The sequence below is a fragment of the Frankia canadensis genome, assembly GCF_900197875.1.
GTDB lineage: Bacteria > Actinomycetota > Actinomycetes > Frankiales > Frankiaceae > Frankia > Frankia canadensis.
Map to the genome: position 1 here is coordinate 1 of NZ_FZMO01000023.1, position 20,652 is coordinate 20,652.

Genomic DNA, 20,652 nt, shown 5'->3' on the forward strand with positions numbered 1-20,652 from the left:
CGCGATCTCGGATGCGGGCTGGCGCGACCTGCGGATCATGGTGGAGTACAAGGCCAGCTGGTACGGCCGGCAGGTGATCGCCGTCGACCGCTGGTATCCCAGCTCGAAAACCTGCTCGTCCTGCCGGGCGCTGGTCGCATCATTGCCGCTCGACGTCCGACAGTGGACCTGCCGCTCCTGCGGCACCCACCACGACCGGGACGTCAACGCCGCACGGAACATTCTGGCCGCGGGGCTCGCGGTGTCAGCCTGTGGAGACGGAGTGAGACCACCCCGCTCCTAGAACGGGGAGGCATCTGTTGATGAAGCAGGAACCCGTATCGCGAGGTACGGGAATCCCCGGCCTTCAGCTTCAGGCCGGGGAGGATGTCAAGCGACGGACCGTGCCGCTGCCCGCGGGTCTCGCCGGGCTCGTGCCGATCAGCGCGGCCGTGCGCACGGGTGACCTGGTGGCGCTGTCCGGCTGCGTCTCGCTCGACCCGGCCACCGGGCTCGCCCGGGGCGGGACCGTCCAGGACCAGGCCCGGGACGTCTTCGCGCAGATCGCGGGGGTGCTCGAACAGGCGGGCGCGAGCCTGACCGATGTCGTCCGCTGCGTCTGCTACCTCACCGACGCGGCAGACGCGCCCGGGCTGGACGCCGTGTTCCGGGAGACCTTCCCCGTCGACCCGCCCGCGCGGACGACGGTGATCTGCGGGCTGGCGAGGCCCGGTCTGCTCGTGGAGATCGAGGCGACCGCCTGGTGCGGGTGAACCTGGTGTGGGTGAAGGGGACGCGGGTCAGCGGTGGGCTGGCGGCACGTGGCCCAGTGCCCGCAGCGCCGCGGCGGTGAGCTCTTCGGCGATCTTCTCGACGGACCAGCCCAGGGTGTCGAACAGGTCGACGACGACCCGTTCATCGAAGATCGTGACCCAGAGCAGCACCGCCTGCTCGGTCGAGGAGGCCGGGGCGAATCCCTCCTCGACCAGCCGGGTGACCGTCGGACTGAGCGTGGCGTAGAACAGCTCGATCTGAGGGTCCCCGGCCCGCAGCCGCTCGAGGAAACCCCGCGATGACCGCACCCGGATGGCCGCCCGCCCCCAGGCGATGGCGTCGCGCACCCACAGCTCACACACGGCGGTGAAGTGGGCCAGCGCGTCCGTCGCCGGGGGCAGCGCGGTCATCTGGCCGACCAGGCCCTCGACGAGTTCGGCATAGTAGGCGTCGAGAACGGCCGGCACGTCGGTAAAATGACGATAGGCGGTCGCCGTGGAGACCCCGGCCTCGGCCGCGAGGTCAATCAGGCTGAACCGGCTGCCTTCCCGCGCGAGGAGCCGCCCGGCCGCGTCCAGGAGATCCCGCCTGCTCGCGAGGAAGTCCCGCCGGGTGCGGCGGTGCCGCGGTTCATCACCGGGCACCGTGCCGTTCGCCGCGTACGTCCGAACCACCCCTCGTCCACCGCCCGCGATTGTCATTGTTCGTGGCTGGCCGCCGCGCGGATCCCGCGTATTGCCGACCAGGATTCTAACACGGCGTCATGGAATACTTGACTGTCGCCGACTGGCCACCGATTCGATCTACCCCGTAATAACCGACAGGAGTTTTCTCGACTGGCGAGCAGGAGACTCCTCCCCGGCGGCAGCGGCACTTCTCGGCTCCATCATGCGCCCTCTCGGTATGCGAACCAGGATCTGGGTCGGCCAGCTGCCATTGTTGCTCAGCAGTGGTGAACCGGGCGAAACAGGCTGCGGCAATGAGCTGGCGACACCATGCTCCGGGACGTGCGGCGCCCGGCGGCTACTCGATGTCGCGCAGTGTGCCGAGGCCCAGCGAGCCGCGCACCGGCGCGGCGCCGGCCTGGCCCCTCGCCGCTGCCGGTGTCTCGGCCGCGGGCGTGGGCGCGGCGGGCAGGTCGTCGAGGAAGCCCGAGGTGGGAACGTGGAACAGGCTGCCGGTGAGGGCTGTCGAGAAGTCCAGGATGCGGTCGTGGTTGCCCGGTGGGCGGCCGACGAACATGTTCTCCAGCATCTGCTCGATCACCGCCGGGGAGCTGGCGTAGGCGATGTAGAACGTGCCGAACTCGCCCCGCCCGACGTTTCCGAACGGCATGTTGTCCCGCAGGATCTGCAGCTCGTTCCCGTCGGCGTCGACCAGCGTGTTCAGCGCGACATGGGAGTTGCTCGGCTTCACCTCGTCGGGCAGCTCGATGTTGGTCAGCTTCGTCCGGCCGACCGCCTTCTCCTGCTCCTCCGTGGACAGCGCGTTCCAGGCGGCCATGTCGTGCACGTACTTCTGGACGATGACGTAGCTGCCGCCCGCGAACGCGGGATCCTCGTCGCCGATCGTGACCGCGGCGGCCGCCGCGGCGCCGCTGGGGTTCTCCGTGCCGTCGACGAAACCGAGCAGGTCGCGGTCGTCGAAGTACTTGAAGCCGTGCACCTCGTCGACGACGGTGACCGCCCCGTCGAGCCGCCGCATGATCTGGCTGGCGAGCTCGAAGCAGACGTCCATCTGCCCGGCCCGGATGTGGAACAGCAGGTCACCTGGGGTCGACACCGCTCGGTGGTGCTCGCCGGCGATCTCGAGGAACGGGTGCAGCGACCCGGGCCGCGGGCCGGCGAACAGCCGGTCCCAGGCCTGCGAGCCGATCCCGACGACGCACGACAGCACGGCCGTGGGCTCCCGGAAGCCGACCGAGCGCCGCAGCCCCGCGAGGTCGGGCAGCAGGTCGCGCACCGTCTCCTCGCAGCCGGGGTTGACGGTGGCGACCAGGAAGATCGCGGCGTCGGTCAGGGGAAGGAGCACATCCTGCGGCTCAGCCGGCGGAACCGGTGACAAGGGCGACGTCATGCGCCGATCCTCTCGCACCCCGCCCGGGTCTCCTGCCGCGATCCCACAGCGTGCACGTCCGGCCCCAAAGACCACCGCCGCTCACAGGCCGCCTTGGAGAGCGTGCTGGAGCTTGGGGCGAAGTGGGCCGCGACGGCCACGTTGCCCGCGGCGAGGATACGCGTGCCGTAGCCGACGCCGCCGGCGTCCGGCCCGCGTCCGGGCCACGGCCGCGAGGAAAACCATGAAAACAGCGCTGGTGGACCGTTCCGTCACGGCTCGCCCCGTGGACGGGGCGGTGTGTCTATGGGGCGGGCCGAATGATGAGCGTGTTCGTGGGGAGGGCGCCGTCGGCTGAACCTGGGCCGAGGGACGGCTCCGGTCCGTGCGGGACCAGCCCGCCGGGTGCCAGACCGCCCACCAGCAGCGCGAGGAGGGCGGCGGTCACCACCCAGAGCTCGCGGGTCGTGAGGTCGGTCTCGCCCATGTGATCGCGTCGTCCGGTGAATCCGATGAAGAACCAGCGCATGACGGTCGCCCCGTTGGCCGCCGTCGCGACGGCGAGCGCCACCGCGAGCAGCGATGATGAACCACGGGCTCCCTCGATCAGGAGATCCTCGCCGGCGAACCCCAGGGTGGCTGGGAATCCGGCGACGGCGAGTCCGAGCAGCAGGAAGGCGGCGGCGAGTCTCGGGGTGCGGGCGAAACTGCCGCCCGCGCCGGCGCTGGTCATGGGCCCTCGGCGTGCCTCGGTGGCCGACAGCACCATCAGGGCGCCAGCCATCCCGATGGCGTAGACCTGCCAGGCCAGTACCGCCCCGGCCACGCTCGTGGGTGCGCCACCCGCGAGGCCACACGCGACGATCCCCGAGACGCTGACCGCCACGGCGCCGAGCCCGCGCCGGGCGTCCGGCTGGATGAGGCCGAGCAGGCTGCCGAGCAGGGCGGACACCGCGCCGATCAGGAGCAGGCCGGTCCCGGTCGCCCGCCTGCCGTCGGCGAGCAGCAGCATCGGCGCGGTCGGTCGGCATCAACGCGCCGCACGCCGCGCCCGAGGACGCGGACGTAGGCGCCGAGGCCGGGCTGTCCTGGCGATGCTCGACGCCGTCGGGGCGTTCGAGGAAGAGTCTGGTGCGCGGACGCGGCGCCACCCTGTGGTGGACGTGATGCGCCCAGTGTTCGGCCGTCCGCGGAAACAGGCACCGGCCGATGAGCGGCACGGTCGATGCCAGACCGGCGACGACGGTCAGGGCCGCACCACGGCCGAGGGTGCCGCGGGCCGTCGACAGGACGTGCCCGGCCTTCCCGAAGCGGTGCCTCGCCCGGCGGTAGGCCGCGTGCTCGGCCTCGTCCACGGCCCGTTCGACGACGAGATGTCGCGGGGTGGTCGTGACCGGGCACAGCGCGCGTGGCCGGACGTCATCCAGGCCCTGATAGGCCATGGCCACGCCGAAGAAGCCGGCTGCGCCGTAGGTACGCACCGCCGGGCAGTGCTCCTCGAGATGGCACCATGCCGGCCCAGCCGCGCAGGGACAGCAGGTTCGCTCGGATCGTCGCCGGCCAGGCCGGCTCGGGTACCTGCAACGCATGAAGCGCCCACACGACGGTCCGCGTCGCCGTCCAGCCCTGCGCCGCCTGCTCGCGAAGAACGCGATCGAGACCGGACCAGACCGGATCGGGCCGTTCGGTGGGCAATCCGAACAGTCGCCGGAAGACGCCCAGCAGACCGTCCTCGCGGTCCGGCATCCGCCAGTACGCGATTCCCTGATCGAGAAAGGCGGCGCAGAGTCGAATCAGCACCGGATGCACGAACTCGTCCGTGTCCACGCCCAGCAGGAGCAGGATCTGGTCGCGGCGCCGCGCCGGCGCCGGGGCGGCGGGTGCCGGTGGCCGCTGGCGTTCGAGGGCCTCCCAGACCTCGCCCAGCAGCCGGGACCTGGGCCGAAGCGCGGCCCGGCGGGCGTCTCCCACCAGCGGGTGGCAGCGATGACGGACGTCCTCCTCGTCCAGCAGCCAGCGCAGCCCGGCGCCGTGCGGGATCTCGAACAGGGTGGTGAGACGCCGAAACCGGAACTCGGCCAGCGTCGGCCCGCCGGGCACCACCTCGACGTCGCCGTCGACCTCGTCGTGGGGGGCGAGGACGGCGCGCACGTCGTCCGCTCGGATCCGGCCGCTGCGCAGGTGCTCGGCGAACGCCCGCTCGGTCTGGAAAGGGCGCGTGCCCAGCACCTCGGAGGCGCGGACAACGGCATCCTGAAAGGGAAGATCCTCGAACGCGTGCAACGTGTTGTGATGCACGAAGTAGCTCAGCGGCGCCTGCTCGGGCAGATGGTGCGCGACCTCGTCCAGGATGCTGGCGACGATCGATTCCGGGTCGGCCGGCGGCGCACTCGCCGACTGGGCGGGAATCGATACCGCCCGCCCCGCCGGGGCGGTCAGGAGAACGCGCCCGCGATCGAGGAGATGCCGGTGGCGGGGAACGCGCCGGGCGATCCGGTTGGGTTCTCGGATGCGTGGGGCCTCATGGTGCCGATGTGCTCCTTGCGGGCGGTGATCTCAGTCAGGTGTGGACAGGGCGTGCAAGGCGGCCGCGGCGACGGCCGGGGTGAGCCTGGAGTGATCCAACGGCGGCAGGAGCGCGCCGGCGGGTGTCTGCTCGACGAGCATCCGTGCGGCGGCGAGCCGCGCCGCGACGGTGATCGGTCGGCGCGCGCCGTCACGGCCGCCTGCAGCAGACCGGGCAGGGCATGCAGGGGGCGTGGAGCCGACGTGGCGGAGGTCAGCGGCGGCGGCGTCTCCGGTCGTGCCCGCAGCACGGCGACCTCGTCCGGTGGCATCGTCAGGCCGAGAAGATCGACGATCAGGTCAAGCTCGGCGGCAAGGCTGTGCAGAGGTTGGACACCGTAGGTGACCGGGTCGTACAGGATCAGTTCCCTGATGCCGGCCCCGATCAGGGGGCCTGCCAGGTTCCCACCCCGCGCGGGGTCGACGACCGCGACCCGGGCCCGGTTCGGTGCGATGTCTCGACGCCGCAGATGGGTGAGGACCGCGGCGGTCGTGGCGACGGCGAGCCCGTCGTCGACCGTGTCGAGCAGCGGGACGGCCTCGTCCGGCAGCGCGGCCCGCATGGCGTGGATTCTGCGCACGTGCGTGTGGACCAGGACCATGGCCGCGAATCCGGGTGCCAGCATGGTGACCGCTGACGCGAGATCGGCCGCGTCCCGAACCGCGACGGGAATGGGGATGACCTCGAGGCCGGTCGCGCGGTGCAGATGAACCGCCTGCGACTCGACCGCCGGCAGTGCGGCCTCGGCGGCGAGTGGCTCGAAGTCCAGCACCGCGCTGGCATCGCTGAGCAGCGCCACCCGGCGAGGGCGGCCGGTGACCCGATCCGTGTGGGTCGGATGCGTGGTCAGATAGCGGACGACGCGGCGGTCCGCCTCCACGTCGAGCAGCGAGAGGTCGTCTCCCACGGCCACCTCCGCGCACACCGACTGCGTCAGCTTTCCGGACGCGGCCACGGCGAAGACCGGGTCCTCGATGTGCAGGAGATCAGCTCCGAGACGCTGACGCAGGGCACCGACCAGCCAGGCCAGCGTCGCACTGCTATCCGCGGCCAGGCTGATCCTGCGGTAGTGCCCCTCGCCCGGGGCGTGGTCGCGGCGGGCGACCGTGCCCGGCCTCATGGCGAGGACCTCGTCGACCCCGCGCAAGGCCCGCGACGGCACCCGGATCGTCACGGTGAAGGCGCGGGTCAGGTCATCACGGGGCCTGCTCACAGCGGGTGCGCCTCCGTCTCCCGCAGCTCCGCCAGCAGCCCCGCCTGCCCCGCCGCCATCTCCGTCAGGATGCGCCGGGCCGCCCGCATCAGCGCCGCCACATCCCCGCCGGCGAGCGCGTACACCACCGTCGACCCGTCCCGCACCGCCGTGACGATGCCGGACCGTCGCAGCACCGCGAGCTGCTGGGAGAGGTTCGACGGCTCGACCTCGATCGCCGCCAGCAGATCCCGAACCGGCATCGGCCCGTCCTGCAACAGCTCCAACACCCGGATCCGCACCGGATGCCCCAGCATGCGGAAGAACTCGGCCTTCGCCTGATACAGCGGAACCCGCCCCGTCACGCATCCACCTCCCACGCAGACCCCCGATCGCTGTGCCGACGCCCGGCCACTCAGCCCTGGTTTAGGATCCTGTAAGTTGCAGAATTTTTCAACTGGTCGAGCGCCTGGTCGCGACATCCTCGATCGGGCCGCTCGCGGCCGTCGTCGGGCGGGCTGATCTTGTAGCGTTGAGCGCAGTCCGTCGAGGCAGCCGACTCCTCACGTCACCGGCCGAAGTCGCAACGTCCACATGCGGAGAGGGTCACCGCGCTGATGAGACCCGCGGAACTGACCGGTCGCGGTCGGCGTCGAGCACCCGGGAGGGTCGTGGACGGCGGGGGGTCGCTGGCGCTCGGCCGGGTACTCGCCGTGTGGGCGCTTCTGGCCGGGATCGCCGTCATGCACGTGTTGCCCGCCTCGCACGACTGCCCGGAAGCGGGCGTCGGCCAGGCGGCGGCGAGCATGCCGATGGCAGCCGGCGGTCGTGGATCAGCGGATCACGGGGTGATGAGAGGCGGCCCCACGGCCGGTGGGGTGGAGCTGACCTTGGAGAGGGAGGGCGTCCCGCTCGCGGTCGGACCCACGACCGGTGGCATGGCCGCGAAGCCGGCGGCCCTGTACGCGGATGGCTCCGCCGCCGGCACGGGCAAGCCCGGCACGGTCTGTTCGGCCACCCCGCCCTCCCGTGGACTCGCCGGGCTGTTCGCCCTGTTCGCCCTCGGTCTGCTGATCATCGCGCGGCCGATGGGGCCGGGGCTCCCGCCAGCGTCGCGGCGCGGCCCGCACCGCCGAGCTCCCCCTCGCTTCGGCGCGCTGCTCCTGAACGATCTGTGCGTCTCCCGGACGTGACCGGCCGGCACTGCCGCCGTCACGTCCATCCGCACGCCTTCGGCGTGCCCTGTTCGGGAGTCCACGAGTTCTCATGCTGCCTGTACGTCACCTCCCTTCCCGTGCCCGCCGGGCCCTGTCCGCCGCCGGGCTGACCGGCGCGGTCCTGCTCGCCGTCGCCGCCTGCGGCGGCGGCTCCGGCGGCCAGTCCGCGTCGTCCCACCAGACTGAGCACGCCGGCTCGGCGGAATCCACCGCGTCCGCGACACCGTCGATGGCCGGGCACTCCATGACCGGGCACCCCGCATCCGGCATGGGGTCCGGCATGCCCGACATGGCCACCGGGGACGGCCTCGCGGCGCAGGCCAGGGGGCTGGGCCTCACCCTGTCGACATCCTCGCTGCCGGTGAACCAGGCGAGCGCGATCCGCTTCCAGATCCGCGGCGCGGACGGGAAGCCGGTCACCTCGTTCGAGCCGGATCAGACGAAGCTCATGCACTTCTATCTGATCAGGTCGGACCTCACCGGCTTCCAGCACGTCCACCCGACGATGAGCGCCGACGGCACCTGGACCGCGGACGTGAAGGCCACCCCGGCCGGCTCCTACCGCGCGTATGCCTCGTTCATCGCCCGCGCCGCCGGCACCACCATCCCGCTGGTGCTCGGCCAGCCGGTCACCGTCCCGGGAACGGCGGCCACCGTGCCGCTGCCGGCGGCGTCCACCAGCACGACGGTCGACGGCTACACCTTGACCGTGTCCGGGGACAGGGCGATGGCCGGCATGACCCACCCGCTCACGGTCACCGTGACCAGGAACGGGAAGCCGGTCACCGATCTGCGGCCCTACCTGGAGACCTACGCCCACCTGACCGCCTTCCACGCCGGCGACCTGGCCTTCGCGCACCTGCACCCGCGGGGCGCGGTCCACGGCGACCACGGCGGTCCGACCCTGTCGTTCGAGGCGGCGCTGCCCAGGGCGGGTGACTGGCGGCTGTTCCTGCAGTTCCAGACGGCGGGAACCCTGCACACCGCCGCGCTGACCCTCGGCGTCGGATAAGGCCATAAGGCCCGGCCGCCGGAGCCGCGACAGGTTGGTGATGGTTCTCGATCAGACTCGTCGAGTGCCTCGGGGCTGTCACACAGCCAGTGCCGCCGCGGGAACTAGCGGATAGAACAGTTCTTCTGGTGTCCGCCGGCTCCTAGCGTAGGTTCATGGTTTCCGTCACCCAAGAAGGCTCGCAGGCCGGAAGAACTCTCAGCCCACCTGCGTCGATGTATATCGGTGGCACCTGGACCGCGGCTGTGGGCGGGGCAACCATGGACTCCGTTGATCCGTCGACCGGGCGGGTCTGGAACCGGGTTCCCGCCGGGGGCGCGGCGGACGTGGACCGCGCGGTCGCGGCAGCGGACGACGCGATGGCCGGAGAATGGGGCGCCGTGCAGGGGCCGGCCCGGTCCCGGCTGCTGCACCGGCTCGCCGACCTCGTCGACCAGGACGCCGACCGGCTCGCCGCGATCGAGACGCGGGACAACGGCAAGCTGATCCGGGAGACGCGCCCGGTGATGGACCAGGTCTCGGCCTGGCTGCGTTACTACGCGGGCGCCGCTGACAAGATCTCCGGGCAGACCCTGCCCACTGGGGATCCGAACTATCTCGTGTACACGAGCCGGGAACCCATCGGCGTCGTCGGGGCGATCGTGCCCTTCAACAACCCACTCATGATCACGACGATGAAGACCGCGCCGGCCCTGGCCGCTGGCTGCGCGGTGGTGGTCAAGCCGGCGGACCAGACGCCCACCTCCACCCTGGCGCTGGCCGAACTCGTGGCCGAGGCGGGCTTTCCCGCCGGGGCGTTCAATGTCGTGACCGGACCAGGCGCCACGGTCGGCGGCGCACTCGCTCGGCATCCGGGCGTCGCGCGGGTCAGCTTCACCGGCTCCACCGCGGTCGGAACACAGGTGATGAAGGCGGCGGCCGAGCACGTCGCCCCGGTGACGCTGGAGCTGGGCGGCAAGTCGCCGAACATCGTCTTCGCCGACGCCGACCTCGACGCGGCTGTCAACGGGGTGATTGGCGGGATCTTCGCGTCCAGTGGGCAGATGTGCATAGCGGGCGGCCGCCTGCTGGTGCAGGAGGGTGTCCACGACGAGCTGGTCGAGCGGCTCCGGGCGCGGGCCGAGAACATCCGCCTGGGAGACCCGCTGGATCCCGCCAGCGAGATGGGTCCGCTCGTGAGCCAGACGCAGCTGGACAGGGTTCTCGACCTCGTCGCCAGCGGTGTCGCCGAGGGCGCGACGCTCGTGACGGGCGGCAGCCGGGTGGCTCCCGACACCGTCCCGGACGGCTACTTCGTCGCGCCGACGATCCTTGCCGGGGTGCGGCCGCACATGCGGCTGGCGCGCGAGGAGGTCTTCGGGCCGGTTCTCGCGGTCATCCCGTTCCGGGACGAGGCGCACGCCGTCGAGCTTGGCAACGACACGGCCTTCGGCCTCGCCGGTGGGGTCTGGACGCGTGACGTCCAGCGTGCCCATCGGATGGCCCGCCGGCTCCGCTGCGGAGTCGTGTGGATCAACTGCTATCGCAACACCTCTCCGCACGTCCCGTTCGGCGGAGTACGGCAGAGCGGGTTCGGCCGCGAGAACGGTCTGGACGCCGTCCTGGACTACACCCGGGTCAAGTCGGTGTGGCTGGAACTGTCCGGTTCGACCCGCGACCCGTTCTCCGTCCCGCGCGGCTGATCTCCGTGCGACGGCGGGTAGCTGTCGCCTCACCCTGTCGCGGGGAATACCCAGCCCTGACACATCTGACAGTTACGAGCTGGTGGCGTGATTCCTAGAGTCCGGTCAAACATCTCGCCGAGCATGTGACGGCGGCGGTTAGCGAGGTCAAGGAGAGGCACATGCGCCGATTTGGGCGATTACTGGGAGTGCTGGTGGTCGGAATGGTCATTCTGGCCGGGTGCGGCGCCGGGAGCGGATCAGGCGCCACCTCGGGCGCCACCTCGGGCGCCACGAGGCTATCGCAGGACAAACTGATGTCCACCGCCGCAGAAAAGGTTGCCGCGGCGACGTCGTTGACACCGACCTTTCCTGTGCCGAAGGCCGGTTTCGAGGCGGGCACCGGCACCATAGCGGTGATCGCGGGCGGCCTTTCCGCGCCGGTTCATGCCGAACAGGCCGAGGTCATGAAGAAGGCGGTCACGGCGGCCGGCTGGACGGTGCTCGGGCCCTATGACGGCAAGTTCTCGCCCGCCGTGCAGGGGGGCTACATCGACCAGGCCATCCAGGCCAGGGCCAACGGCGTGCTGCTGTTCGCCGTCGACGTCAACACGATCAGGGCGGCGGTCGACCGCGCCCTCGGAGCCAAGATTGTCGTCGCCTGCGCGATGTGCACCTCGGGTGACCAGGCGCGGGCGAAGGGCGTTCTCGACGTGACGCCCGACTTCGAGCGCCAGGGCGAGGATCTCGGCTGGTTCATCGTGCAGCGCAGCAAGGGCGCCGCGAAGGTCGCGATCACCGTGGAGCCCGCGGCGACCGGCGTCGTGGCCCGTACCAGGGGCCTGGAGAAGGTCCTCGACCAGTGCGCAGGCTGCTCCTACAACGAGATCGTCATTCCGGCCGCGGATTCGACGCTGCCCGGCCCGCCGCAGTGGACGGCATTCCTCAGCGCGCACCCCTCCGGCTACACCGACGCGGTCGCCTACTACGACGGCCTCACCACGCCGATGACCAAGACGCTGCGGGAGTCCGGCCGCACGGACGTCACGGTCAGCAGCTATGACGCCGACCCGGCCGTCCTGTCCCTGATGGCGAAGGGCTCCGCCCAGCTCGGGGCGGACGTGGCCTCGCCGCTGGACTTCGCCTCCTGGTCGGCCGTCGATCTCGTGCTCCGTTCGAAGGCGGGGGCCGCGCGGTGGGACACGACCAACCTCCCGAGCGTCCTGCTGACCGGGAAGAACATCGCCGGTTTCACCCCGCCCCTGCAACCCGCTGGTGACTGGCACAAGACGTTCACGACCCTCTGGACGTCGAGCTAGATGGCCGGCTCCGCTGGCCTGGCCCCCACGCTGCGCATCGCCGGGCTGGGCAGGTCCTTCGGCCGTGTCGAGGTGCTGCGCGACATCGATCTGGAGATCGGCCCCGGTGAGTTCGTCGGGCTGATGGGCCCGAACGGCGCCGGCAAGTCCACCCTGATCAAGGTGCTCGACGGCGTGTACCCGCCGAGCGCGGGGACGATCCGGCTCGGCGCGCAACAGGTGCCGTCGCTGGGCGCGAGCCCCCTGGTGGGGTTCATCCACCAGGACCTCGGGCTGATCGACGGGCTCACGGTCGCGGACAACCTGCGGCTGGGGCAGTCCCCGCTCAGACTGGTCGGCCCGGTCCTGAACCGGCCCGCGGAACGGGCCGCGGCCGCGCGGGCGCTGGCGGCGGTCGGGCTCGACCTGCCGGTGACCGGTCCCGTCGGTGATCTGTCACCGGGGGAGAAGGCGCTGGTGGCGATCGCGCGGGCGTTCGCCCGGGGCGCCAGGATCCTGTTCGTCGACGAGGCCACCTCCACGCTCCCGCCGCCGGACGCGAAGCGCGTGGTGGCGGCCCTGCGGGCCATGGCGAACGCGGGCTCGACGGTCGTCATGGTGACCCACAAGCTGTCGGAGATCCTCGGCGCGACCGGGCGGGTCGTGCTGCTCCTGGACGGTCGGATCGCCGCGGACCGGTCGACCACCGGCCTGGGACGGGCCGAGCTGGTGCGGATGCTGGCCTCGCACGAGAAGGGCGCCGCGGGCCCGGCCGGCGATCCCCGACCGGGTCCCGCGGATCCCGCGGCGGGCGGGCCGGGCCGGACGCTGCTCCGCCTCGACGGGGCGCACGGTGGCCGGGCCGGACCCGTCGATCTGGTCGTGCGTGCGGGGGAGGTCGTCGGGCTGACCGGAACCCCCGGTTCCGGACTGCACGACGTCGGATACCTCGCCCACGGCTCGTTGCGCCCGTCGCGAGGGACGCGCACCCTCGCGGCGGGGGTCCGCACCGCCCTCGTCCCCCCGCATCGGGAGACGCAGGGCGGCTTCCCCGACCTGGACGTCGGCGTCAATCTCACCGTGTCCGCGCTGCGCCGTTTCCGGGGGGCCTTCGGCCTGCTGGCCCGCCGACGAGAGCGTGCCGAGGGGCAGCGGCTCGTCACCCGGCTCAAGGTCCGTCCGGCGGACGTCGGAACGGAGTTCAGGCTTCTGTCCGGCGGCAACAAGCAGAAGGTGATCTTCGGGCGCGCGCTGCTCAGGGAGGCGGGCGTCCACGTGCTGTGCGAGCCCACCCGCGGCGTCGACGTGGCGGCGCGCGCGGAGATCTACGCCCTCGTGCGGCGGCTGCCCGACGAGCACACCGGCGTCCTGGTCGTCACCTCGGACGCCGAGGACCTGCTGGCCGTGTGCGACCGGCTGGCAACGGTGTCGGACGGGACGGTGTCGGACTTCCGGCCCGTCGACGACCTGGACGAGACGGCCCTGGAGGCGGTGCTGTGAACGCCGGTGCGCCGAAGTCCCGGAAAGGGAAGTCGGGAGGCGGAACTACGATGACACTCTTTGCTGACGACGCGGCGACGGAGCCGCCGAGCACCGCGCCGTCGGTACCGCTGGCGCGGCCGGCGCCGTCGCGGACACTGGCGCAGTCCCGTGCCTTCGGCTCGTCGCTCACCTTCCTCGCCTTTCTCGCCATCTTCGCCGGCTACAGCGTCTGGCTCGGCGACAGGTTCCTCGACCCCGGCGCGCGGCTGCTGAACCTGCACCAGAACGTCCCGGTGCTGCTCATCGCGCTGGCCGCGATGATCACGCTGGTAGCCGGCAAGTTCGATCTGTCGGTCTCCTCCACCGCCTCGCTCACCGCCTATCTGGCGATCGGGCTGCGGACCGAACAGGGCCTGCCGTTCTGGGCGGTGCTCGTCGCCTGCCTCGCCGTCGGGGTTGCCGTGGGCCTGGTCAACGGGTTTCTCGTCGAGTACCTGTCGATAAACGCGTTCATCGCCACGCTCGGCTCCGGTGGTGTGATCCTGGGGATCTCGAGCGTGTACTCGGGAGGCGGCCCGTTGATCCCGAGCGGCCCGCGGGCGGTGCCGGGGTGGTTCGACGCCCTGGGGTCGTTCGCCAGCCGACCGCCCGCGGCCGTCGTCTGGGCCATCGCCGCCGTCGCCTGCGCCGCGCTGGTCCGGCTGCTCGGGGCGGTGGTCCCGAGCCGGTGGGACCGGACGAGGTCGCTGGCGGCGCGGACCGTGGCCGTCGCCGCGGCGGCGGCCCTGGTCGTGGTCGGGCTCGACGTGCCGTCCTGGTCCGGCGGCGTCTCGTGGTTGACCTTCCTGCTGCTGGTGGTCGCCACGGCGATGTGGGTGCTGCTGGAGCTCACCGCGTTCGGTCGCGGGCTGAAGGCCTCCGGCGCCAACCCGGAGGCCGCCCGGCTCGCCGGGATCCACACCCGTCGCCACGTGCTCGGAGCATTCGTGCTGGGCGGCGTCCTCGCGGCGCTCGCCGGGGTCATCCTCGCCGCCACCCAGGGCAGCGTCGCCCCGGATCTCGCCGGCGCGTTCCTGCTGCCCGCCTTCGCCGCCGCGTTCCTGTCCACCGTGGTCTTCTCCGCCGGGGCGTTCACCGTGTGGGGCACGGTCATCGGGGGCGTGTTCGTGGTCTGGGTCGGCCAGGGCCTGATCGTCGGCGGGCTGCCGAACACCTGGACCGACATCGTCAACGGCGCGGTGCTGCTGATCGCCGTGTCCCTGTCCACCGTGGTCCGGATCGCCCGCCGATGACGGACCGCCTCGATGCTGACGGAACCGTCAGTGTCGTGGATCACAAAACGTCATTACCGTCCCCCATCAGGTCAGCGGGTTCGACAGCGAACTCGACGCGGAGCGGGCAGCCGGCCGGCGGCATCAGGCGCGGCGCGCCGGACTCCGCGGGCCGCGGCCCGCGGGGCACAGCCCGCGGGCAGCAGGATGAAGGAGAAGCCGTTCTCATGCGTTTCGGTGTACAGATCTTTCCGTATCACAAACCGTGGATCGACCCCAGCACGCAGTTCGAGGACGACCTGCAGCTGATCGAGCATCTGGACCGGCTGGGTTACGACGAGGTCTGGATCGGCGAGCACCACTCGACCGGCTGGCAGAACATCGCCGCGCCCGAGCTGTTCCTCGCCGCCGCGGGTCAGCGTACGCGGAACATCACCCTCGGTACCGGCGTGAGCTCGCTGCCGTACCACCACCCGCTGATGCTGGTGGACCGGATCGTCCAGCTGAGCCACATGCTCAAGGGCCGCCTGCTCTGGGGGATCGGGGCTGGCTCGCTGGCCCAGGACGCCCAGATGATCGGGGTCGACCCGCTCGAGCAGCGGCGGATGACCGAGGAGGCGCTGGAGGCGATCCTCGCGCTGCTGCGCTTCGACGGCCCGGTCACCCGCAGGACGGACTGGTTCGAGATCAACGACGCACAGCTGCACCTGCGGCCGTACGGCGGCGGGCTCGACATCCGGGTCGCGTCCCAGCTGTCACCGTCCGGGCCGCGGCTGGCGGGCAAGTACGGCACCGGGCTGTTCCAGTTCGGGGTCCTGGGCACCGTCGAGGACAACCCGATCGCCCAGACCTGGGCGATCGCCGAGGAGTCCGCGGCGGCACACGGGCAGACAGTGGACAGACAGCGGTGGAGCGCGCTGCACATGATGCACATCGCCGAGACCGAGCAGGAGGCTCGCGCCCAGGCACGCTGGGGCCTGCAGGACTGGGCGCGCTACATGCTGACGATCCTGCCGATCGTGAAGAGCGACCCGGACGACTTCGACGCCCTCGTGGACGAGCTCAACGAGTCCATCTTCGTCATCGGCACGCCCCGGATGGCCCGTGAGCGGATCGCGACCATCGTCGAGAAGTCCGGTGGGCTCGGCTCGATCGTGATCGGCAACTGTGAGGTCGCCTCCCCCCGCCACCAGCGGGACTCCTTCGAGCTGCTGGCCCGCGAAGTGTTCCCGCACTTCACGGGGCAGGTCGCGCCCCGGCTGGCGGGTGTCGAGTCGATGGCTCGCTTCGGGGCGACCGGCGAGAAGCTGGCCGCGGCACAGGAGAAGGCCCGCCGGGAGTACGCGGCGGAGAAGGCGGAGAGGGAGGCCCGGTGAACGTCGTGAGGAAGGGCCGCGTCGAGGGCAGGGTCGCGTTCATCACCGGGGCCGGCCGCGGGCAGGGGCGCAGCCACGCGCTGAGGCTCGCGGAGGAGGGCGCGGACATCATCGCCGTCGACATCTGCGCTCCCGTGGCGAGCGTCAGGTATCCGATGTCCACGAAGGAGGACCTGGCTGAGACCGCGCGGCTGGTCAGGGAGCGGGACCGCCGGGTGGTCACCGCGGTCGCCGACGTCCGCGACGCCGCCGACATCGAGGCCGCCCTGCGCCAGGGCGTTGACGAGCTCGGCCGGCTCGACATCGTGGTGGCCAACGCGGGCATCGCCAGCTACGCCCCGGCTCACGAGATCACCGAGCAGGCGTGGAAGGAGATGATCGATATCAACCTGACCGGCGTGTGGCAGACCTGCAAGGCGGCCGTGCGGTACCTGCTGCCACAGCGCTCGGGCTCGATAGTGATCATCAGCTCGGGTGCCGGCCTGATCGCGCCGCCGAACCTGGCGCACTACGTGTCGGCCAAGCACGGCACGGTCGGCCTCATGCGGGCGCTGTCGAACGAGTTGGCCCCCCACATGATCCGGGTGAACAGCATTCATCCCACCCAGGTCGACACTCCGATGATCATGCATGAGGAGATCTACCGGATGTTCCGACCGGATCTGGAGAACCCGACCAGGGAGGACATCGTCGAGCCCTCGACGGCGATGAACTCCATGCCCGTGCCCTGGGTCGACCCGGTGGACGTCTCCAACGCCGTGCTGTTCCTCGCCTCTGACGAGGCCCGCTACATCACCGGCGCCACGCTGCCGGTGGACGCGGGCATCGTCACAAAGGTCTGATCACCCCATTTCTGATCACCCATCGCTGATCTCCGTACGGAGGATCCGACAATGAACGGCGGGATTCTGGCAGGCAAGGTCGCGATCGTGACCGGGGCCGGATCGTTCCACGGCGACCACCAGCTTCACTTACCGGGCCAGGGCAGCGCGGTCGCCGCCAAGCTCGCCTCGCTGGGTGCCGCGGTCGTCCTGGCCGACCTGCATGGCGAGGCGGCCGAGCTGCGGGCGAAACAGATCCGGGAGAACGGCGGCCAGGCCGTCGCGGTGCGGGTCGACGTCCGCAGCGAGGCCGACGTCGAGCGGATGGTCGCCACCGCCGTCGGCGAGTTCGGGCGGCTCGACATCCTGCACAACAACGCCGCCGACCTGGAGCGCCTGTTCGACCCGGGTGACCCCGAGATCACCCGGATGGAGGCCGGGACCTGGCACGCCGTGTTCAGCACGCTCGTGCTCGGCACGATGCTCGGCTGCAAGCATGCCATTCCCGTGATGCTCCGGACCGGTGGGGGCAGCATCGTCTGCACCTCCTCGACCTCCGGCGAGATGGGTGAGCTGAACCTGACGGTGTACGGCGCGGCCAAGGCGGCGGTGAACCAGATCGTCCGGTCGGTGTCGACCCAGTACGGCAAGCAGGGCATCCGGTGCAACGCGGTGGCGCCGGGACTGATCCTCAGCCCACCCAGCCTGGCGATCGGGCAGGAGCTGATCGACGAGTACGCGCGGCACTGCGACACCCCGTACGTCGGGGAGCCGGCCGACGTGGCCGAGGTCGTCGCCTTCCTCGTCTCCGACGCCGCGCGCTACGTGAGCGGCCAGGTCATCAGGGTCGACGGAGGCTTCGCCCAGCAGTCCCCGCTGGCCGCCGACTCCCGGTCGTCCGGCCTGGTGGCCGGCGTGAACTGACCGGCTGCCCGGACCGGGCACCCGGACCGTCACGCCCCGTAGCCCGCTTCCGGTGACAGGTCGCGCGGTCTACCGTCCGGGCGTGGAACGAGGAGATGTGAGATGAGGATCTGCGTCGTCGACGACCACGAGGTCGTGCGGGAAGGGCTGCGGCTGGCGCTGTCCGCAACCGCGGACCTGGACATCGAGATCGTCGCGGAGGCCGGTTCCGGCCACGAGGCGCTGGCGGCCCTGCGCCGGTTCCGGCCCGACCTGATGCTGGTCGACTACCGTCTCCCGGATACCCCGGGTGACCGCCTCTGCGCCGATCTGGTGGCCGCCCACCGCGGGATCAAGGTCGTGATGCTGACCAGCTATCTCAGCGAGGACGTCGTCCAGCGGTGCCTCGCCGCGGGCGCCGCCGGGTTCGTCACCAAGGCGGCCGGTCTGGACGAGCTGCGTACCGTGCTGGGGCGGATCGCGTCGGGCGGCGACGGTCTCGTGGTCTGCAGCACGTCGGCCACCGTGCAGCGGCTGTACTCGGCGGCCACCGCGCCGGACCGGCGGCGCCTGCTCACCCCGCAGCAGGAGCGCGTCCTGGAACTTGCTGCCGAAGGCTGCACCTACGGCGAGATCGGAAAGCGGCTGAACCTGTCGGTGTCGACCGTCCGCTTCCATATCCGCGGGGTCAAGGAGCGGCTCGGGGTGAAGACCCACTCGCAACTGATCGCCACCGCGATCCGCGAGGCCCTCATCGCGCCCGGATCCGATGCCGTCAGCGCCTGATCCAGCTCCGGACCGGTCCGATGACGCCGTGGGCTTCGCCCGCCGGGCCGCCGGGGTCCTGCGGGCGCGATCGGTCGAGCTGCGCGACGGGGACCGCCGGCGGGTCCTCGCCACATGGGGCAGCCCCGGCCGCGGCGTCGTTCCCGTCGCCCGCACGCTCGACCTGGCCGAGGAGCCGTCGGCGACGCTGTGCTCGCCGGTGCCGAGCGGGGTGGACGTGGACGGCGACACCAGGGCGCTGGTGGCCGTCGCGGGCGAGCGAGGCGCCGCCGCCTGGCTCGAGGTGGTCTGGAGCGGCGACACGACGCTGGACCCGCGCACCGCGGTGATGCTGCGCGTCCTCGCCAGGACCGCCCAGCTGCTCCTGGACCGGCCGCGGTCGGCCACGCCGCTGGTGGACCGGCTCGTGTTGTCGGGCGCGGAGCTGCTCGCGGAGCTGGCGCTGACGGCGGAGACCTTTGACCAGCTGCTCGGGGGGATCACCGCGGTCCTCGCCCCGCTCGTCGACGGCACGTCCGTCGGGGTGGCCGAGATGAACGACGAGGGCTATCTGCAGGCGCTGCCGGGCTCGTTCGGGGCCTCGGCGGAACTGGTGGCGTCCTCGCAGGTCAGCCGGACCGAGATCACGACAGCCGCGGCCGCGGTCTTCCGGACGGGCCGAACGATGCTCGCGAACGACCCCCGGACGGACATCCCGCGGTTCGTCGAGTGGGTCGAGGGATTCGGGATCAGCCGTCTCATGACGTTGCCGATGATCGTGGGCGGGCGCCCGCTGGGGGTCGTGCACGTCGCGAACAAGCCGGTCGGGTTCACCGAGGCGGACGCCCGGCTCGCCGAGCGGCTCACCCCCTTCGTCGCGGGCGCGGTGGCCCACGTACACCAGCGCCTGGAGCTGCGGCGCCGCGAGCGGGTGACCGCCGTCCTGGGCAGGGCGGCGACCGCGATCGCCTCGGGTGTCCAGCTCTCGGAGTTCGCCCCGTTCCTCGAGGAGCTGCGCGCCGTCCTGGACTGCCGGACGGCCGTCGTCACCTTCCTCGCTGAGGACCAGCCCCGGCTGGTCGCCGGGCGCGCCGATCCCGCGGTCGTGCGACGCGACGTTGAGTTCCTCGGCGAGGTCGACATCGGCTCGGCCGGCATCCGGTCGGCGATGTCGAGGCCGCGGGCACCCGGCGAGCTGGGCTGGGTGACCCTCCACGCCCCGATCCTCGTCGACGGCGCGTCGCGGGCCCACCTGGCGATGCTCCGGACTCCCTGCGAGCCGTTCCGCGAGCCCGAACAGGCCGCGGTGCGGCGGATGGCGGATGTCATCGCGCTGGGCTGGACCACCGACCGGTATCGCTGGGAGCAGGCGGAGAAGGCACGGGCCCGCGAACGTGAGCGCATCGCCGACGACATTCACGACCGCACGGTCCAGCTTCTGTTCAGCGGCAAACTGACCCTGCAGCGGCTGTTCGAACAGCTCGACGAGGCGTCGCCCGCCCGCCCGACCGCGGCGCGGGCACTGTCCCTGCTGGTCAGGAGCGAGGAATCGATCCGGGAGGCCATCCACCACCTCGCCCCGTCCGCGCGGCCCGGGGCGGGTCTGGGAACGGGGCTCGCGGCCGTGGCGGAGGAGGTCGGCCAGCAGTTCGCCGCCGACATCGTCCTCGCCCCCGGATGCGATACCGGCGGCGTCGACCTGGACATCCGGCGGACCACGGCCCTCCTCGCCGCGGCGCGGGAGGCGATGATCAACGCCGCGAAGCACGCGGGGCCGTGCCGGGTCAGGGTGGACCTCGACGTCACGGCGACAGGCGGCGTCGTGCTCCGGGTCGCCGACGACGGCGTCGGGTTCCCGGCGAGAGTGACCCCCGGGTACGGCCTGGATGCGGTGCGCCGCCGGCTCGCCGAGCACGGCGGCTGCCTCGCGGTGCGCGCGCGCCCCGGCGGCGGCACCGAGGTGATCGTCTCGGTCGCTCCCTGAGCGGGCCGGGGACCGACGGGCAGGGCCCGGCGCCCTCGCGGGGCTGGCACCACCGCTACGGACTGACGCAACCGTCAGTGGGATGGGCCGGGCGGGTCACCGAGGATGGACGACCAGGGCACAGGCCGGCCACGCCGACCGACGCGACGACCGTGGGGAGCACGCAGGGATGGCGGGACACGACTCCGATGGCCGGCACGCCGACCAGGATGTGGTGGACCGGCGGGCTGGCGTCCTGGCCCGCCAACCAGCACAAGCGGACGATCTCCCTCGACATCACCCGGCCGCAGGGGCGT

The 20,652-nt window shown here is 71.7% G+C and carries 19 protein-coding genes and 1 pseudogene; 13 read left to right on the forward strand and 7 right to left on the reverse strand.

Annotated features, from left to right (window positions below; translation table 11 throughout):
- Window positions 1-283, forward strand: a 283-nt coding sequence (locus C1A33_RS03200; protein WP_133150552.1) for an RNA-guided endonuclease InsQ/TnpB family protein, incomplete at its 5' end; no start/stop codon positions are given.
- A gap of 100 nt (window positions 284-383) precedes the next feature.
- Window positions 384-752, forward strand: a complete 369-nt coding sequence (locus tag C1A33_RS03205) for a RidA family protein (RefSeq protein ID WP_243407120.1) — start codon at window positions 384-386, stop codon at window positions 750-752.
- A gap of 27 nt (window positions 753-779) precedes the next feature.
- On the opposite strand, the gene C1A33_RS03210 is transcribed toward C1A33_RS03205, so the two are convergent.
- The 7 genes and pseudogenes from C1A33_RS03210 to C1A33_RS03240 all read right to left on the reverse strand — a co-directional run bounded on the left by C1A33_RS03210 (window position 780) and on the right by C1A33_RS03240 (window position 6,931).
- On the reverse strand, window positions 780-1,427 hold the full coding sequence (locus tag C1A33_RS03210; RefSeq protein WP_243407121.1) for a TetR/AcrR family transcriptional regulator: 648 nt from the start codon (window positions 1,425-1,427) through the stop codon (window positions 780-782).
- Between the two features lie 349 nt (window positions 1,428-1,776).
- Complete coding sequence (locus C1A33_RS03215; protein ID WP_101830035.1) at window positions 1,777-2,829, reverse strand: Dyp-type peroxidase; 1,053 nt, start codon at window positions 2,827-2,829, stop codon at window positions 1,777-1,779.
- A gap of 283 nt (window positions 2,830-3,112) precedes the next feature.
- A complete protein-coding gene (locus tag C1A33_RS03220; protein WP_101830036.1) occupies window positions 3,113-3,820 on the reverse strand; it encodes a proton-conducting transporter transmembrane domain-containing protein in 708 nt (235 codons plus the stop codon).
- A 151-nt stretch (window positions 3,821-3,971) separates the two neighbouring features.
- Window positions 3,972-4,250: pseudogene (locus tag C1A33_RS36170) on the reverse strand (putative inorganic carbon transporter subunit DabA); the annotation flags it as partial.
- On the reverse strand, window positions 4,228-5,106 hold the full coding sequence (locus tag C1A33_RS03230) for a putative inorganic carbon transporter subunit DabA (protein WP_101830037.1): 879 nt from the start codon (window positions 5,104-5,106) through the stop codon (window positions 4,228-4,230). The gene C1A33_RS03230 and the pseudogene C1A33_RS36170, both read right to left, overlap by 23 nt.
- A 137-nt stretch (window positions 5,107-5,243) precedes the next feature.
- Complete coding sequence (locus C1A33_RS03235) at window positions 5,244-6,587, reverse strand: malic enzyme-like protein (protein ID WP_341477178.1); 1,344 nt, start codon at window positions 6,585-6,587, stop codon at window positions 5,244-5,246.
- Window positions 6,584-6,931, reverse strand: coding sequence for an ArsR/SmtB family transcription factor (locus C1A33_RS03240; protein ID WP_279354583.1), 348 nt, complete (start codon window positions 6,929-6,931; stop codon window positions 6,584-6,586). The genes C1A33_RS03235 and C1A33_RS03240 overlap by 4 nt, the downstream gene beginning before the upstream one ends.
- 306 nt (window positions 6,932-7,237) lie before the next feature.
- Between C1A33_RS03240 and C1A33_RS03245 the strand changes: the two genes are divergently transcribed.
- The 11 genes from C1A33_RS03245 to C1A33_RS03295 all read left to right on the forward strand — a co-directional run bounded on the left by C1A33_RS03245 (window position 7,238) and on the right by C1A33_RS03295 (window position 20,356).
- Window positions 7,238-7,759, forward strand: coding sequence for a hypothetical protein (locus C1A33_RS03245; protein ID WP_101830038.1), 522 nt, complete (start codon window positions 7,238-7,240; stop codon window positions 7,757-7,759).
- A 73-nt stretch (window positions 7,760-7,832) separates the two neighbouring features.
- Window positions 7,833-8,795, forward strand: a complete 963-nt coding sequence (locus C1A33_RS03250; protein ID WP_101830039.1) for a hypothetical protein — start codon at window positions 7,833-7,835, stop codon at window positions 8,793-8,795.
- Between the two features lie 215 nt (window positions 8,796-9,010).
- On the forward strand, window positions 9,011-10,477 hold the full coding sequence (locus C1A33_RS03255; RefSeq protein ID WP_279354585.1) for an aldehyde dehydrogenase: 1,467 nt from the start codon (window positions 9,011-9,013) through the stop codon (window positions 10,475-10,477).
- 296 nt (window positions 10,478-10,773) lie between these two features.
- Entirely contained in the window at window positions 10,774-11,775 is a 1,002-nt protein-coding gene (locus C1A33_RS03260) for a sugar ABC transporter substrate-binding protein (RefSeq protein WP_165818208.1), read from the forward strand.
- Complete coding sequence (locus C1A33_RS03265) at window positions 11,776-13,254, forward strand: ATP-binding cassette domain-containing protein (RefSeq protein WP_101830042.1); 1,479 nt, start codon at window positions 11,776-11,778, stop codon at window positions 13,252-13,254.
- Between the two features lie 50 nt (window positions 13,255-13,304).
- The gene (locus C1A33_RS03270) at window positions 13,305-14,528 is read left to right on the forward strand and encodes an ABC transporter permease (protein WP_101830043.1); all 1,224 of its coding nucleotides are present in this window, start codon (window positions 13,305-13,307) and stop codon (window positions 14,526-14,528) included.
- Window positions 14,529-14,734: 206 nt separating this feature from the next.
- Window positions 14,735-15,883, forward strand: a complete 1,149-nt coding sequence (locus C1A33_RS03275; RefSeq protein WP_165818209.1) for an LLM class flavin-dependent oxidoreductase — start codon at window positions 14,735-14,737, stop codon at window positions 15,881-15,883.
- The gene (locus tag C1A33_RS03280; RefSeq protein ID WP_279354584.1) at window positions 15,880-16,725 is read left to right on the forward strand and encodes a mycofactocin-coupled SDR family oxidoreductase; all 846 of its coding nucleotides are present in this window, start codon (window positions 15,880-15,882) and stop codon (window positions 16,723-16,725) included. The genes C1A33_RS03275 and C1A33_RS03280 overlap by 4 nt, the downstream gene beginning before the upstream one ends.
- A 51-nt stretch (window positions 16,726-16,776) precedes the next feature.
- Window positions 16,777-17,628 (forward strand): SDR family NAD(P)-dependent oxidoreductase, encoded by an 852-nt coding sequence (locus C1A33_RS03285; RefSeq protein WP_101830045.1) that lies wholly within the window; start codon window positions 16,777-16,779, stop codon window positions 17,626-17,628.
- Between the two features lie 102 nt (window positions 17,629-17,730).
- Window positions 17,731-18,393, forward strand: coding sequence for a response regulator transcription factor (locus C1A33_RS03290; protein ID WP_101830046.1), 663 nt, complete (start codon window positions 17,731-17,733; stop codon window positions 18,391-18,393).
- 28 nt (window positions 18,394-18,421) lie between these two features.
- The gene (locus C1A33_RS03295; RefSeq protein WP_101830047.1) at window positions 18,422-20,356 is read left to right on the forward strand and encodes a GAF domain-containing sensor histidine kinase; all 1,935 of its coding nucleotides are present in this window, start codon (window positions 18,422-18,424) and stop codon (window positions 20,354-20,356) included.
- The last annotated feature ends 296 nt before the right edge of the window (window positions 20,357-20,652 follow it).